11 protein-coding genes are annotated in these 14,593 nt (G+C 69.4%); 6 read left to right on the top strand and 5 right to left on the bottom strand.

The annotated features are described in order from the left end of the window. Window positions 1-11 precede the first annotated feature (11 nt). On the bottom strand, window positions 12-485 hold the full coding sequence (locus OM513_RS01410) for an Lrp/AsnC family transcriptional regulator (RefSeq protein WP_264942362.1): 474 nt from the start codon (window positions 483-485) through the stop codon (window positions 12-14). Window positions 486-603: 118 nt separating this feature from the next. Here OM513_RS01410 and OM513_RS01415 point away from each other — a divergent pair, with 118 nt between their 5' ends. The 5 genes from OM513_RS01415 (at window position 604) to OM513_RS01435 (ending at window position 7,959) form a co-directional block, all read left to right on the top strand. Beyond that, the gene (locus OM513_RS01415; RefSeq protein WP_264942363.1) at window positions 604-2,931 is read left to right on the top strand and encodes a transketolase; all 2,328 of its coding nucleotides are present in this window, start codon (window positions 604-606) and stop codon (window positions 2,929-2,931) included. A 127-nt stretch (window positions 2,932-3,058) separates the two neighbouring features. Then, entirely contained in the window at window positions 3,059-4,477 is a 1,419-nt protein-coding gene (locus tag OM513_RS01420) for a M20 family metallopeptidase (RefSeq protein WP_264942364.1), read from the top strand. A 327-nt stretch (window positions 4,478-4,804) separates the two neighbouring features. Further along, window positions 4,805-5,407 carry a hypothetical protein gene (locus OM513_RS01425; RefSeq protein WP_264942365.1) on the top strand — a complete coding sequence of 201 codons (603 nt, stop codon included), beginning with the start codon at window positions 4,805-4,807 and terminating at the stop codon, window positions 5,405-5,407. Further along, window positions 5,407-5,994 carry a hypothetical protein gene (locus tag OM513_RS01430; RefSeq protein WP_264942366.1) on the top strand — a complete coding sequence of 196 codons (588 nt, stop codon included), beginning with the start codon at window positions 5,407-5,409 and terminating at the stop codon, window positions 5,992-5,994. The genes OM513_RS01425 and OM513_RS01430 overlap by 1 nt, the downstream gene beginning before the upstream one ends. Before the next feature lie 15 nt (window positions 5,995-6,009). Further along, the gene (locus OM513_RS01435; RefSeq protein ID WP_264942367.1) at window positions 6,010-7,959 is read left to right on the top strand and encodes a sensor histidine kinase; all 1,950 of its coding nucleotides are present in this window, start codon (window positions 6,010-6,012) and stop codon (window positions 7,957-7,959) included. An 11-nt stretch (window positions 7,960-7,970) separates the two neighbouring features. On the opposite strand, the gene OM513_RS01440 is transcribed toward OM513_RS01435, so the two are convergent. From OM513_RS01440 to OM513_RS01455, 4 genes are all read right to left on the bottom strand, one after another. Continuing rightward, window positions 7,971-8,303 (bottom strand): DUF1176 domain-containing protein, encoded by a 333-nt coding sequence (locus tag OM513_RS01440; protein ID WP_264942368.1) that lies wholly within the window; start codon window positions 8,301-8,303, stop codon window positions 7,971-7,973. Window positions 8,304-8,384: 81 nt separating this feature from the next. After that, complete coding sequence (locus OM513_RS01445; RefSeq protein ID WP_264942369.1) at window positions 8,385-12,035, bottom strand: autotransporter domain-containing protein; 3,651 nt, start codon at window positions 12,033-12,035, stop codon at window positions 8,385-8,387. A 92-nt stretch (window positions 12,036-12,127) separates the two neighbouring features. Then, complete coding sequence (locus OM513_RS01450; protein WP_264942370.1) at window positions 12,128-12,829, bottom strand: response regulator; 702 nt, start codon at window positions 12,827-12,829, stop codon at window positions 12,128-12,130. A 67-nt stretch (window positions 12,830-12,896) separates the two neighbouring features. Beyond that, window positions 12,897-13,316, bottom strand: a complete 420-nt coding sequence (locus OM513_RS01455) for a tetratricopeptide repeat protein (RefSeq protein ID WP_264942371.1) — start codon at window positions 13,314-13,316, stop codon at window positions 12,897-12,899. 217 nt (window positions 13,317-13,533) lie between these two features. On the opposite strand from OM513_RS01455, the gene OM513_RS01460 reads away from it, so the two are divergent. After that, on the top strand, window positions 13,534-14,592 hold the full coding sequence (locus OM513_RS01460) for a hypothetical protein (RefSeq protein WP_264942372.1): 1,059 nt from the start codon (window positions 13,534-13,536) through the stop codon (window positions 14,590-14,592). The last annotated feature ends 1 nt before the right edge of the window (window position 14,593 follow it).

The raw sequence follows: 14,593 nt of genomic DNA on the forward strand, positions 1-14,593 counted from the left end.
CCGAAACCGGCTCAGGTGTCGATCGGGATCGCCGTGCGATAGACGATGCGGCGCAGCGCGAAGCTGGTCTGCACCTGCGCGATCCCCTCGATCTGGGTCAGCTTGGTGCGCAGGAAATCCTCGAACGCCTGGAGCGAGCGGACCAGCACGCGGAGCTGATAGTCGCTCTCGCCCGCGATCAGATAGCATTCCATCACCTCCGGGAACTCACGCACGCTGCGTTCGAACACCGCGAGGTGGCGATCGTCCTGCTGCACCAGCCGGACGCGGACGAAGGCCGAAACCTCCAGCCCCGCCGCCGCCGGATCGAGCAGCGCCACATAGCCGCTGATCGCCCCAGCCGCCTCCAACTGGCGCACCCGGCGCAGGCACGGGCTGGGCGAAAGGCCCACCGCATCGGCCAGATCCTGGTTCGTCATCCGGCCATCGTGCTGCAAAGCGTCCAAAATGCGCCGATCTGTCCTGTCCAGCGCTTCAATTGGCATGATCCGCTCCAGATTTCCGATATTCTATCGGATTATGCCAATGGATCGTACCATGGCAACGATCTTCGCAAGGACATGCCAAAAGCCCCGCTGCTAGAGCAGATGGCGGGAGGTCCGCATGAACACCGCACTCCGCACAACCGCCGCCGCGCTGCCGCAATTGATCGAGCAGATCGACGACAGGCTCCGCTGGCTGTCGGCCTGGACGATCCACAACGCCAACCACCTGCGCGACAGCCGCGACGGGCTGAAGGTGGGCGGGCACCAGGCGAGCTGCGCCTCGATCAGCACGATCATGGCCGCGCTCTATTTCGGTGCGCTGCGCCCGCAGGACCGGGTGGCGGTAAAGCCGCATGCCGGCCCGGTGCTGCACGCGATCCACTATCTGCTCGGCAATCAGAGCCGCGGCCAGCTCGAGCGGTTCCGCGGGCTGGGCGGCGCGCAAAGCTATCCCAGCCGCACCAAGGACCGCATCCCCGTGGATTTCTCCACCGGATCGGTCGGCCTGGGCGTGGCGGTCACCGCCTTTGCCAGCCTGATCCAGGACTATCTGATCGCCCACGGCGGCATGGCCGCGCAGGACGCCGGCCGGATGATCGCGTTGATGGGAGATGCGGAACTGGACGAGGGCAACATCTACGAATGCCTGATCGAGGGCTATAAACACGGCATCCGCAACTGCTGGTGGATCGTAGACTATAACCGCCAGTCGCTCGACGCGACGACCGCGGACCGGATGTTCCGCCGCTTCGACGACATGTTCGAGACCTGCGGCTGGCGCGTGCTGACGCTGAAGCACGGCAAGCGCCAGCGCGAGGCGTTCGCGCGGCCGGGCGGGGCGGCGCTGGCGGCCTGGATCGACAATTGCCCCAACGCCGATTTCGCCGCGCTCACCTATCAGGGCGGGGCGGCCTGGCGCGATCGGCTGGCCGCCGATCTGGCGGGCGATGCCGCCGCGCTGGCGCTGGTCGCGTCCTTTGACGACACCGCGCTCGCCGCGCTGATGACCAATCTGGGCGGCCACTGCCCGGAAACGCTGCTGGAGGCCTTCGCCGCCGCGCAGGACGAGCGGCCGACGCTGTTCATCGCCTATACGGTGAAAGGCTATGGCCTGCCCTTCGCGGGCCACAAGGACAACCATGCCGGGCTGATGACCGAAGCGCAGGTCCACACGCTCCGCGCGTCGATGGGCATCGCCGAGGGCGAGGAGTGGGAGCCGTTCGCCGGGCTTGGCGGCAACAGCGCGCAGGCGCTGCGCGATTTCGTCGCCGCCGCGCCCTTCGCCGCGCGGCACCAGCCGCCACGATCGGCCGCCGTGCCGGTGCCCGCCATCCCCGCCCCGGCGGCGGCGGAGCAATCGACCCAGGTCGCCTTCGGCAAGATCCTGCTGGAGCTGGCCAAGTCCGGCGATCCTATCGCGGACCGCATCGTCACCACCTCGCCCGACGTCACCGTTTCCACCAACCTAGGCCCCTGGGTGAACCAGCGCGGGCTGTTCCGGCGGCAGGACATGGCGGACGTGTTCCGCCTGGCGCGCATCGCATCGCCGCAGAAATGGCAGGGCGGCGCCACCGGCCAGCACATCGAGCTGGGCATCGCCGAGAACAACCTGTTCCTGATGCTCGCCGCCGCCGGGCTTTCCATGCCGTTGTTCGGCGAACGGCTGCTGCCGGTCGGCACCGTCTATGATCCGTTCATCGCCCGCGGCCTCGATGCGCTCAACTACGCCTGTTACCAGGACGCGCGCTTCCTGCTCGTCGCCACGCCCTCCGGGCTCACGCTGGGGCCGGAGGGCGGCGCCCACCAGTCGATCAACACCCCGCTGATCGGCATGGGCCAGCCCGGCCTGACCAGCTTCGAACCCGCCTATGCCGACGAACTGGCGGCGATGATGCAATGGGCGTTCGGCCATATGCAGGCGGACGAGGGCGGATCGGTCTATCTGCGCCTTTCGACCCGCAGCATCAAACAGGCCGGGCCGCGCCCCGCCGGCTGGGAAACGGACATGCTGAGGGGCGGATACTGGCTGCGCGAGCCGCGCGGCACCCAGGCGATCGCCTATATGGGCGCGATAGCGCCCGAGGCCGCGGATGCCTGGACCCGGATCGCGGAGGACTATCCGGGCATAGGCCTGCTCGCCGTCACCTCACCCGATCTGCTCCACCGCGAATGGAGCGCGGCCCAGCGCGCCCGCGCGGAGGGCGAGCGCGCGCCGGACAGCCATGTCGAGGCGCTGCTGGCCCCGCTCGGCCGCGACGGACGGCTGGTGACGGTGGTGGATGGATCGCCCGCCGCGCTATCCTGGCTCGGTGGCGTGCATGGCCAGCGCGTGCAGGCGCTGGGCGTCGATCGCTTCGGCCAGACCGGCGACCTGCCCGACCTCTACCGCGCCTATGCGCTCGACGCCCGCGCGATCGCCGCAGCCGCACGCGCGCTGTTCCGCTAGGTAGCGGCCCGCAAACATCCCCGCACCTTGCGGCGGCCCCGCCGCAGGCATAGGTCGCGGGGCGTGCAGGCCGGCCGCGGCCGCCGGGCGTTTCCGGCGGCCAGGTGCCGGCGAAGGAGTAGAAGATATGGACGCCAGCCGGCTGAAGGCCTTTGTCGGGACGCTCTGGGACGACGAGGTGATCCCGGAGCTGGTGGAATATATCCGTATCCCGAACAAATCGCCGATGTTCGATCCGCAATGGGCGGCGAACGGCCATATGGAGCGCGCGGTCGTCCAGTTCGAGGCATGGGCGCGCGCCAAGGCGGCGCAGCTTCCCGGCGCCACCGTGGAGGTCGTCCGGCTGGAGGGCCGCACCCCGCTGCTGCTGATCGAGGTGCCCGGCGCGATCGACGATACCGTGCTGCTCTACGGCCATCTCGACAAGCAGCCGGAAATGACCGGATGGGCGGAGGGCACCGGCCCCTGGGTTCCCGTGATCCGCGACGGCAAGCTCTATGGCCGCGGCGGCGCGGACGACGGCTATGCGATGTACGGCGCGCTCACCGCGCTGCTCGCGCTGGCGGATCAGGGCATCCCGCATGCCCGATGCGTGCTGGTGATCGAGGCGTGCGAGGAATCGGGCAGCCCGGACCTGCCCTTCTACATCGATCATCTGGCGGACCGCATCGGCACGCCGTCGCTGGTGGTGTGCCTCGATTCGGGCTGCGGCAACTATGACCAGCTCTGGCTCACCACCTCGCTGCGCGGCATGGCGAGCGGCACGCTCTCGGTCGATGTGCTGGAGGAAGGCGTCCATTCGGGCGATGCATCGGGCGTGGTCCCCTCCAGCTTCCGCATCCTGCGCAGCCTGATCGGCCGCGTCGAGGACCCGGACAGCGGCGACATCACGCTAGACGCGCTCCACGCGCAGATCCCGCCCGAACGGATCGAGCAGGCGCGCAGCGCCGCCGCCGCGCTGGGCGACAGCCTGTGGGAACGCTTCCCCTTCGTCGAGGGGATGGGGCCGGTGAGCAAGGACGGGCTGGAGCTGGTGCTCAACCGCACCTGGCGGCCCACGCTATCGGTCACCGGCCTGGCGGGGGCGCCGCTGCCGGAGAACGCCGGCAACGTGCTGCGTCCCGGCACCGCCGCCAAGCTGTCGTTCCGCTTCCCCCCCACGCTCGACGCCGTCCGTGCCGACGCGCTGGTGAAGGAAGTCCTTGAGGCCGATCCCCCCTATGGCGCGCGCGTCCACTATGAATCCGATGGATCGGGCAACGGCTGGAACGCGCCCGCGCTGGCGCCCTGGCTGGCGAAGGCCGCCGATACGGCGTCGGACCTCGCCTTCGGCAAGCCGGCCGCGATGCTGGGCGAGGGTGGATCGATCCCGTTCATGGGCATGCTGGGCGAGAAGTTCCCCCAGGCCCAGTTCGTGATCACCGGCGTGCTCGGCCCGCAATCCAACGCGCACGGCCCCAACGAATTCCTGCACATCCAGATGGGCAAGAACGTCACCGTGGCCGTCGCCTCGATCCTGGCCGATCACCTGCGCGCGCGCGCCTAGAGTCTGTCCGCCTTTGGCGGAATCGGCCCCACGCTCCGCAACCTTTCCAACGATGCCGCGCATCGCCGGAAACTTGGGCTGCTCCGCCCGCTCCCCCACCCGGCCACCCAACGCCAGTCTATTCCATGGGTGACCGGGTGGGGGAGCGGGCCGGTGCCGCCTGAACGGGACCGGCTCCAGCGCGCGCGGAAGGCACTGACCGGCGCCTGATTCTACCGGCCCCGCAGGGCGCCACGCACCCGCGCATCCCCCTCAAATGGAGGGGATGCCCGCCCCGCGCCTGTGGGGGTAGCCGTTGCGGAACGCTGAAAAAACGGGGAGCCCGCAATGAACAACGCCGCACGCCCGTGGATCGGGCTGGTCTTCAAATGCCTGGCCGTGTTGGCGCTGATCTTTGCCGGCATCTTCTTCATGCGGATGCAGGAGGAACAGTCCGGCATCGGCCGCTATCGCGCCGAGGGTAGTGTTTCGCGGGCGATCGTCACCGGCAAGAAGCTGGACAAGCAGGTCTACGAAGGGCGCGCCGGCCGTTCGCGCAGCAAGGACGTCCAGGTCATATCGGTCCGCTTCCTGCCCAAATCTGGGGTCCGCTACGCCGACTACCCGGCCAAGGTTCCGGAGTCCGCGCTGCCCGGCCCTCCCCGCGTTACCGGCGATCCGATGAAGGATTCGACGTTCAGCGAAGTCCTGTGGGTTCCGCGCGACGTCTATGACCGCACCAGTGTCGGCGATGTGCTGACCGTGGTCGACACACCCTATAGCGGCGACGGGCCGGAGCTGGTTTCGGATATCCAGGCGTTCGATCCGGCGGTCTTCCATCCCCGCATCGCCATCGCGCTGGCGCTGACGCTGCTGTTCGGGCTGGCCGGCTGGTGGATCGGCCGCAAGCGCGGGGGCGCCACGGCGGCCGGCGGGTCCGGAAACGCCTGATGGCGCGCGGCAGGCAGGCGGCGCCCGCGCGTCCGCCGCGCAAGCGGGCAAGGCCGGGCGAGCTGCCGCTGATATTCGGCGTGCTCTGCCTGCTGGCGGTGCCGCTGGTGTGGTTCCTGAACGCAGAGGCGGACCGCGAATATGCCGCGCTGAAGGATTCGGGCGTGGTCTCCGGCGCCACGATCACCGGCAAGGCGATCGTCGAAAACGCCCATAGCAACCGCCGGGGCACGCCCCAGACCAGCAACGTCCATCGCATCGCAGTCCGCTACGATCTCGGCGCATCGACGCCGTATGGCGAATGGGAGGAAACGCGCGTAGCAGGCATGCGCGCCGCCGCGATCGAGGTCAGCGGCTGGATCGACGTCACCCGCTTCGATTATCCCGGCTATGCCGAGGGGCAGCGGACGACCGTGGTCTTCCGGCCCGGCGACACCGGCAGCCTGATGCTGGCCGGGCAGCTCGCGTTCCGCACCTCGCCGCTGGCGCGGGGGCTGTGGCTGGCCGGCTATGCGGCGGTGATGCTGTGCGGGATGGCGCTGGCCGTGACGGGCTGGAAGAAGCGCTTCCGCGTCCAACCCGCCTAGGATAGGCCGCGCTGCGTGAGCCAGACGCAAGCCGCCCGCGCCGATCGAAGCCGGTTCCCCCTCCATTCGGCCCGCGCGCGCGCCGCCGGGTGCGTGCTGGTGATCGCGCTGGTCCAGCTCGTGTTCTGGCTGATGGTGTCCGCCGGCGAAAGCGCGGTGCGCCCGGGCAATCTGGTGAACCGGCCTTCGGTGGAATATGAGCTGCTCGACGCGCAGGGAAAAGCCCTGTCACCGGACAGGACTCTGCACGCGACGTTCGAGAACACGCCGAACTACAGCGCCCCGGTGGGCGATGGCAGCCCCTATGCCGTGTTCCATATCGACTTCGATCGTCCGCTGGGCGGCGCGCCGCTCGCCTTCTTCCTCGGCGCCACGCCCGGGCTGAAGGAGATCCGCCTGAACGGCACGGTGATCCAGCCCAACGTCCCGCTCAACCTGCGCCGCGGCGCGGCCGAAGGCGAGGCGCGTTATTACATGCTGCCGCCGGCCAATGTGAGGCCCAAGGCCAACCGGATCGACGTGTTCGTCGAGACGCAGAGCGCGGTGCTGGTGCTTTCCCCCTTCAGCATCAGCCCGGCGCTGGACGCTGCCGCCGCCGCGGAGGCACAGCGCATCGTCAACGAGATATTGCCGACGGTGGCGGTATCCTTCCTCGCCTTCGCCATCCTGCTCTCGCTCGCGATCAACTGGCCGGCGGAGGATCGCCGGCGCGTCCGCGCGCTGCGGCTGCTGATGGTGCTGTGGCTGGCGCGTAGCTGGTTCATCACCTTTTCGATGCCGTTCGAGATTCCGTTCCTGGCCACCTATCTGATCTATTACCTGCTCGAGATCGCGGCGCTGATGTCCTTCGCGCGCTATATCGCGGTCGAACAGCCGCTCCCGCAGCCATGGGCGCGGGCGATCAACATCGCATGGGGCCTGCTGAGCGGCCTGGCGGTCGCGACTGCCGCCTATGGGCTGGCGGTCGGCCCCACCGCGCAATCGGTGATGAAGATCCTTCCGTTCGCGATCGCGGCCGTGACCGTGCCGGTGGCGATCGGCGGGTTCGTGATGCTCGCCTATTCGATCCTTCGCACGCAGGAAGGACGGCGGATCGAGCATCTGGTGCTGATGCTGTGCCTGACGGGCTATCTGGTCGACGCGGCGGACAGCGCGCTGCGCCTCTCGGTTCCGTTCCAGCCGGACCTTCAGCTAACCTTCTACACCAGCCTGCCGCTCGGGCTGCTGCTCGGCCTTGGCGTGGTGGCGTCGATCGCGCGCGAGGCGAGCGAGGCCAGGCGGGTGGTGGTGAAATCCAACGCCATCCTCGCCGAGAGGCTGGCGGAGCAGGATGCCGAGCTTTCGCGCAGCTACGATGCGCAGAAGCAGATGCTCCAGCGCCAGGTGATGCTGGAAGAGCGCCAGCGGATCGTGCGGGACATGCATGACGGGATCGGCGGCCAGTTGCTGGGCCTGATGATGCAGGTGCGCAACGGCGCGGCGGAGCCGAAGCTGGTCGAGCAGGGGCTGCAATCGAGCATCGCCGACCTGCGGCTGATCGTCGATGCGATGGATACCGCGGAGGAGGGCCTTGCCGAAACCCTGCGGTCGTTCGAGCATCGCGTCCGCGCACAGGTGGAGGCGGCGGGGATCGGGTTCAGCGTCAGCCACGGCCTGGACGAAGGCCAGCCGGGGCCGGGCGCGCGCCCGACGCTGCAGATCCTGCGCGTTCTGCAGGAATCGGTCACCAACGCGATGCGCCATTCGGGCGCGGCCGCGATCACGCTGGCCAGCGGCTATCTGGAGGACGGGCGGATCAGAATCGTCGTCGGCGACAATGGCCGCGGCATCCCCGAAGGCGTCCATGGCGGCCGCGGCATGACCAGCATGCGCAGCCGCGCGGCGGCGGTAGGCGGGGAGATCACGGTCGAGACCGGCGAAACCGGCACCACCATAACGTTGACGCTGCCGCCCGCCGGGGCATAGCCCGGCGCCCGCTATCCGCCCGCGGCGGCGCCTTCCGCCGGCGCGCGATAGGTCCTGATCCAGTCCGGCGGCGCCAGCCCCCGGCACACGGGCATCTCCCGCCGCTCGGCCATCCGCCAGCCCGCCGCCGTATAGGCCCAGGCGCGAAAGATCCCGCAATCCTCGCGCCCCGGGCGGAAGGAATAGGATCTGAGGATGCCGAAGTCGAAATCGAAGAGGGCATTGTCCAGCCCTGCCGCCCCCGCGTCGATCCGCCGCCGGTCCACCGGCTCCGGAAGCAGCAGCGGGGCAGGCTGCCCGCCCGCCCGCCTTTGCCACAGCCAGCAGCTCCTGCCCCCCGGCATCGCCGGTGCGCCATAGTTCCGATCCGTCGGCGAAGCGGTAGCGGCGGATGTTGCGGCCCGCCGCCTTGCCCGCCCAGTCCTTCAGAAGGCGAAGCTGACGCCCGCCGATACCGCGTGGCGATCGGTCTTGCCCACCTCGCCGCGATAGCCGACGCTGAACGTCGCACCCCCGCGGGTGGCGTAATCGAGACCCAGCCCGGCGACGCCCTGCACCGCGTCGCGGGTATCGCCCTGGAGCACCACTCCGGCATTGCTGACCGCGAAGGTGACCGGGATCTCGCGATCCCCCAGCGTGCCGAGGTAACGCCCGCCGACATCGACGCGCAGGTCGAGCCCCTCGCCCATATTCTCCTCGGCCCCCGCCGGCCGCCACAGGCTGGCCTTGGCGGTCAGCCTGGCCTGGCCTTCGAGCGTGCTGGTCTTGATATCGTCCAGCCGCAGGCGCAGCGGGCTGGTGCCCTCTTCGGTATATCCGTCCTGCGACTGGCGGACATAGCTGCCCCGCGCGTTGGCGCTGAACGCCCAGCCCCCGGCCGACCCCAGCGGGACCCCCGCCTCGGCGGTGGCGCCGAAGACGCGGGATTCGGTGCTGCCGTACACGCTGTCGGAAAAGCCGCTGAAGCTGACGTTGCGCAACGTATCCTGGTCCACCTTGCCGTAGAACAGCCCGGCGCCGAAGACGAAGCCGTTGCCCGAATAGCGGGCGCTGACCCCGCCCAGCACGCTCGACTGATCGCCGCCGCCGCCGTTGCTGCCCAGCGTGATGTCGCCCTTGGCCCAGCCGATGCCCGCGCCGAGCGTGACCGCGCTGCCCAGATCGAAGTTGATCCCGCCGCTGATCCCGCGGCTGTTGTGGTCATAGGCCAGCGTCGATCCGCCGGCGCTGCGGCTGCCCCAGGCGCCGAAGCCGCTCATCCAGATCCGGTTGCCCTCGCCCCGGCGCACCTCGCCCACGCCCAGGGTGTCGATGAAGCCGAGCGCGGTGTCCGCGGCGGCCAGCGACTGGGCGTTGAAGGTGGAGGGCCGCGCGGTGAGCACCGAAGGCGCCATCAGCCCCGCCGTGGGCTGATAGATCACCGCCAGCGGCAGTTGCGCCCCGACGGTCTCGACCGTGGCGAAGGTGCCGGTCAGCGTGCCGCCGGTGCGCAGGAACGTGCCCCCCTGCCCCTCGGCCGCGCCGATCGACACGAAGCGCAGCGTGCCGCCGTTGATCGTCGCGTTGCCGGTAACGTCGAGCAGGTCGATGTTCCCGGCGCCGTCGAACTCGATCTCCAGCACCGAATTGCCGTTGTGGACATAATTGCCCTGCACGGTCAGCGTGCCGATGCTGTTGCCGGGCGCCACCGTGCCGTTGTTGGTCAGCGTGCCCACGATCCGGCCGGTGCCGTCGAGCACGGCGTTGCCGCCCACCGAGACATTGGTGGTCGCCACGCTGTTGATCCGCGTCCGCCCCGCCACCAGGTCCAGCGCGCCGATGCCGAAGTTGCCCGTGAAGCTGAGCTGGCCCGCGCCCAGCTTGCGGAACGTGCCCGCGCCGGAAAGCGTGTTGCCGAAGCTGCTGGCCGTTGCATTATCATATTCCAGAACGGCGCCGCTGCCGATCGTCACCGGCCCGCTGCCCAGCCCGGAATTGCCCGTCACCGCCAGCGTGCCCCCCTGCACCACAGTTCCGCCGCTGTGGGTATTGGTGCCGGTCATCGCCACCCGGCCGCCGCCCAGCTTTTCGAAAACGCCGCCGCCGGCCAGCCAGGCCGCCACCGTCGAATCCGCCGCCGCGTCGAGCTGGACGCTGGTGCCGCTTTCGATCTGGAGGATTCCGGAGCCGAGGGCGGCGCCCTCGGTCGCGTACAGCATGCCGTTCTCGACGCGGATCGTGCCGGTGAAGCCGCTGTTGTCGCCATAGAGTTCGGCGACGTTGGACGCGGTCTTGCGGATGAGGCCCGATCCGGTGATGTCGTTGTACAGCGCAATTCCGCCGATCCCCAGCTCCGCGCCGCTGTCGATCTGGATGGTGCCGTTCCCCAGCGCATTGCCGTTGTTCAGCCCGATCCGGCCCGCGCGGATGATCGTGCCGCCCAGGTAACCGCTCGACTGGTTCATCACGACATCGCCGGTGCCTTCCTTGATGAAGCCGCCCGCCCCGGTCAGGAACGGCGTGGTCAGCAGCAACTGGCCCGCGCCGTTATAGTTCAGGATCAGGTTCGCTCCGGCATCGGCCAGCACCGGTCCGGTGCCCAGCCGCGCGAAATCGTCGACCCGGATCGCCCCGGCGGCGATGGTGGTCCCGCCCGAATAGCTGTTGGTGCCGGTCAGCGTGACGGTGCCCGCGCCCGTCTTCAGGACGTTGCCCGCGCCCGCGATATCATTGGCCAGGGTTTCGTCGCCCGCGATGTCCAGCCGCAGCGTTGCGCCGCCCGCGATGGTGATCGCGCCGGTGCCCGCGGCAGCGCCATTGGTGAGCATCAGCATGCCGCCGGTGATGTCGGTCCCGCCAGCATAGCTGTTCGAGCCGGAAAGGATGCCCAGCCCCACGCCATGCTTCACCACCGACCCGTTGCCCGAGATATCGTTGCCCAGCGTGGCCGCGCCGAAGCTGATCACGCCGTTGTTCAGGATCGTCGCGGTTCCGAAGGCGTTGCTGGAGAATATCTCGGCCGTGCCGAAGAGCAGATCGAACTGGCCGGTGAAGGCGCTCCCGTCCCCGCCATAGGTGATCGTCTGCCCCGCCTGCCGCAACGTGCCGCCGCCGGCCAGGCCGTTGTTGAAATTGGCCGCCGCGCCCAGATTCAACTGCAGGCTGGCGCCGGTGTTGACCGTGACGAGGCTGTTGGTCAGCCCCAGCGCGGCCAGGTTGCCGGTGGCGGCGTCGCCGCCGTTGATCACCACCAGCTCATATTCGCCCGTGCCGTTCAGCACGCGCACGTTGCCCGCGCCGATATTCAGCGTCAGCCGCTCGATCTCGGTCGAGTTCACGTTCAGCGTGCCCCCGCCGTTCACGATCAGCATGTCGTAGCCGTCGCCGCCGTTGAACAGGATGTTGTTGCCGGTGCCGCCGAGAATGTTGGCGGTGCTTTCCAGGATGATCCGGTCGTCGCCATCGTACAGCGCGATCGCCAGCCCGTCGCCCTGCACGCCCAGGAAGCCCGAGATGCGCACCGTCTGGTTCCCGTCGCCGCCGCGCAGCAGATACTGGCCGTTGCTGCCGGTGGCATACAGGCCGCCGCGGATCTCGACCGTGTTGGACTCGCCGGGATTGGCGAAGATGCCCATGCGGCCGGGGTTCTGCGTCACCTGGGCCAGGGCGCCGATCACGATCGCTGAATCGGCGCCGCCCACGGTGACGTCCAGCCCGTTGGTGACCGCGCTGCCGAACAGCATCTGGTTGCCGCTGCCCGCCATGTTGATGACCGATCCGTTCACGTTCGCGCCGCCGTCGATCACGATCGTGCCGTTGTTGCCGGTCACGCTGATGATGGCGCCCGATGCCGTGGTCAGCGGCCCGTTCACGTCGACATAGACATCGTCGGCGTTGGCGACGACGATCGGGGCACCCAGCGTGCCGGTGCAGTTCACCATCGTCGAATCGACGGTGATGTTGTTCAGCGGCTCGCCGTTGCTGGTCACGCATTGCGCCTGCGCCTGCGTCGCCATCGTCAGGGACAGGATCGATCCCGACGCCAGCAGGGCGAGGTTTGCGATCGGACGGCTATTCTTGCGACGCACTACAGACATGGAAATCCCCTCTTGGGTGATGCATTCCACGCGGGTGTCCGTCAGGTGCGGTGAAGTTCAAATCCCCACAGAGGAGGGGGGCGGCCGGCCCGTCACTCGCCGTCGAGCCGGATCAGCCTGGTCTGGATCGCCTCGAACACGGCTTCGGCGCGCGATCGGACCTGCAGCTTGCGATAGATGCTCTGCATATATTCGGCGACCGTATAGGGCGACAGCTCCATCACCCGCGCGGCCTCCTTGCGGCTAAGCCCGCGCGCCAGATACTCCAGCAGTTCCCGTTCGCGCGGCGACAGGTGCGGCGCGTCGGGCGCCACGGGTTCCTCGGCCACCGGCTCGTTGCGGACCAGGCTGAGCAGATGGCTGGCCGCGCGCGCGCTGATCGGCGTCTCGCCGGCCAGCGTCGCGCGGACATGGGCCAGCACCATCTCGGCGGTCGTATCCTTCAGGATATAGCCGTCGGCGCCGGCCTTCAGCGTGTTCAGCACGCTCGCCTTGTCCTCGAACACGGTGAACACCAGGATGCGGCAATGCGCCGCCTTGGCCCGGATCGCCTCGATCAGGCTGATCCCGCTGCCGTCGGGCAGGCCGAGATCGAGCAGCGCGAGATCGGGCTGCAGATCGACCAGCGCCAGCCCGCCGGCCAGGGTCGCCGCGTCCCCCACGATCTCGATCTCGGCGGCGGGCGAGAGCGCGGCGATGGCGTGGCTGCGCAGCCGCTCGTCATCCTCCACCACGATGATCCGGGCGCTGGCCGCGGGCGGCCGGTCTTCGCGCTGGTTCCCTTGCTCGATCATCGCATCGCTCCTGCGCGGCCCGCCCGGCCTGGCCAATCCCGCCGACCGGATTAGCCGCTCCCACCAATCAGCCAAGGGCCGCCAGCCCTTTGCTCGCCCCGGCGATCATGGCCGCGAGCGCCGCCGGATCGGCCCCCACCCGGATCGCCGACCGGTAATATTCGAGCGCGAGCGGATAGTCCCGCTCAAGGTGATAGCTGGCCCCGATATGGCCCAGCGCATCGGCAAGATCGCCCGGATAGTCCCGTGCGATGGCAAGCCACGCCTCCCTTCCACGGGCGAACGCGCCGGCCAGCACCAGATCGGCCGCCGCGCTGCGCCGTGCCGCCCGGCTGCGGCCGGCGGGGCCGCGTCCCATCGCGATCGCGAACAGCCGCCCCCCGTCCCCTGCACCGCCGCCGCCGCCGCCCGGCCAATCGCCGGAGGGGGCGGCCGGCGCCGGCGGCACCCGCGCCTCCCGGCCTAACCAGCCCAGCCACAACATCATCGCCCTGTTCCCCTGTCTGCCATCCGGGCCTGCCATCGGGCGAGCAGACCACGGCGCGCGGCCACGGGCATTCCCGGCAGATGAGGGGAAAACCCGCCGCGCGCGGCCTGCCACACCGTCACGCGCCGGGCGCGGCAATCCCGCGATTTGGGGGGATGGAGGGTGCGGCCGCCACCACGCATCGTCCGGCGGGACAAGTTCCGTGGAGAGTGCCGCGATGCGCAAGACGCTGATCCTTTCGATTGCCCTGGCCACGGCCGCCGCCGCTGGCGCCGCCGGAGCCGCCGCCTTGGCGCAGACCGATCCGCGGGCCAGGATCGAGCGGACCCAATCGCTCGCCCGGCCCAAGGGCCAGGTGCCGCAGGCGCCCCAGCAGAGCGGCTTCATCCCCGATCAGGGCGTCCACAATGCGCTGCACGCGGCGCACCAGAGCCAGATCGTCTTCACCCGGTCCGATCTCACGCTCGGCGCGATCACCGAGGCCGCGCTGGCCAGCGACTTCACCCTGGGCCAGCCGATCTTCTTCCGGGTCTATACCGAGCGATCGGCCGTCAACGCGATCGCCGCCAAGAACAGGGTCCCCGCCCGGCAGGTCTATGCCGACGGGGTCTATTACACCGCGCGCTTCACCATCGCCGGCCAGACCTTCGACACGCGGATCAAGCCCTGGGGCGGGCGCAACGATCACCAGACCTGGACCACCTGGCGCGGCCAGCTCGGCAATCCCGACAGGGTGGTGGTGCCGGGCGCCGATGCCTTTCTGGAACTGCTGAGCCGGGCCACCGCGGCCGGTCTGCTCCAGCCCGGCCGCCACACCGTGGGGATGGAGCTGATCCCGGCCACGAACACGGAGAAATCGGGCGCGATCGACGGCGGGGTCGTGGCGCGGGGTTCCTTCTCGCTCACGGTCCCGGCCGGTGCCTTCGCGCCCGCCAACAAGGCCGTCTGCGGCCCCGGCCGCGGCGCGGCGGGAAGCGCCGCGATCGAGGCGCGCGCGCTCGCCGTCGCCAGGCAATATTGGGACGATCCCGAACTCACCCCCATCCGGGTGATCGCCGCAGGCGACGAGTGGAAGGTCGAGCGCAACGAAATCACCGGCATCCCGCTGGAGCGTTCGACCCGCGTCGACATCGTCAGCCGCGGCGCGAAATACTGCGCCCGCCAGATCTACACCTACACCGAGAAATATATGGGCGGGGGCAATTTCTCGACCAGCACCGGCGGGATCTCGGTCAATTTCGAGCCCGGCTTCACGCCCTGCGGCTGCGCCGGATAGC

The sequence above is a fragment of the Sphingomonas canadensis genome (assembly GCF_026013525.1).
Taxonomy (GTDB): domain Bacteria; phylum Pseudomonadota; class Alphaproteobacteria; order Sphingomonadales; family Sphingomonadaceae; genus Sphingomonas; species Sphingomonas canadensis.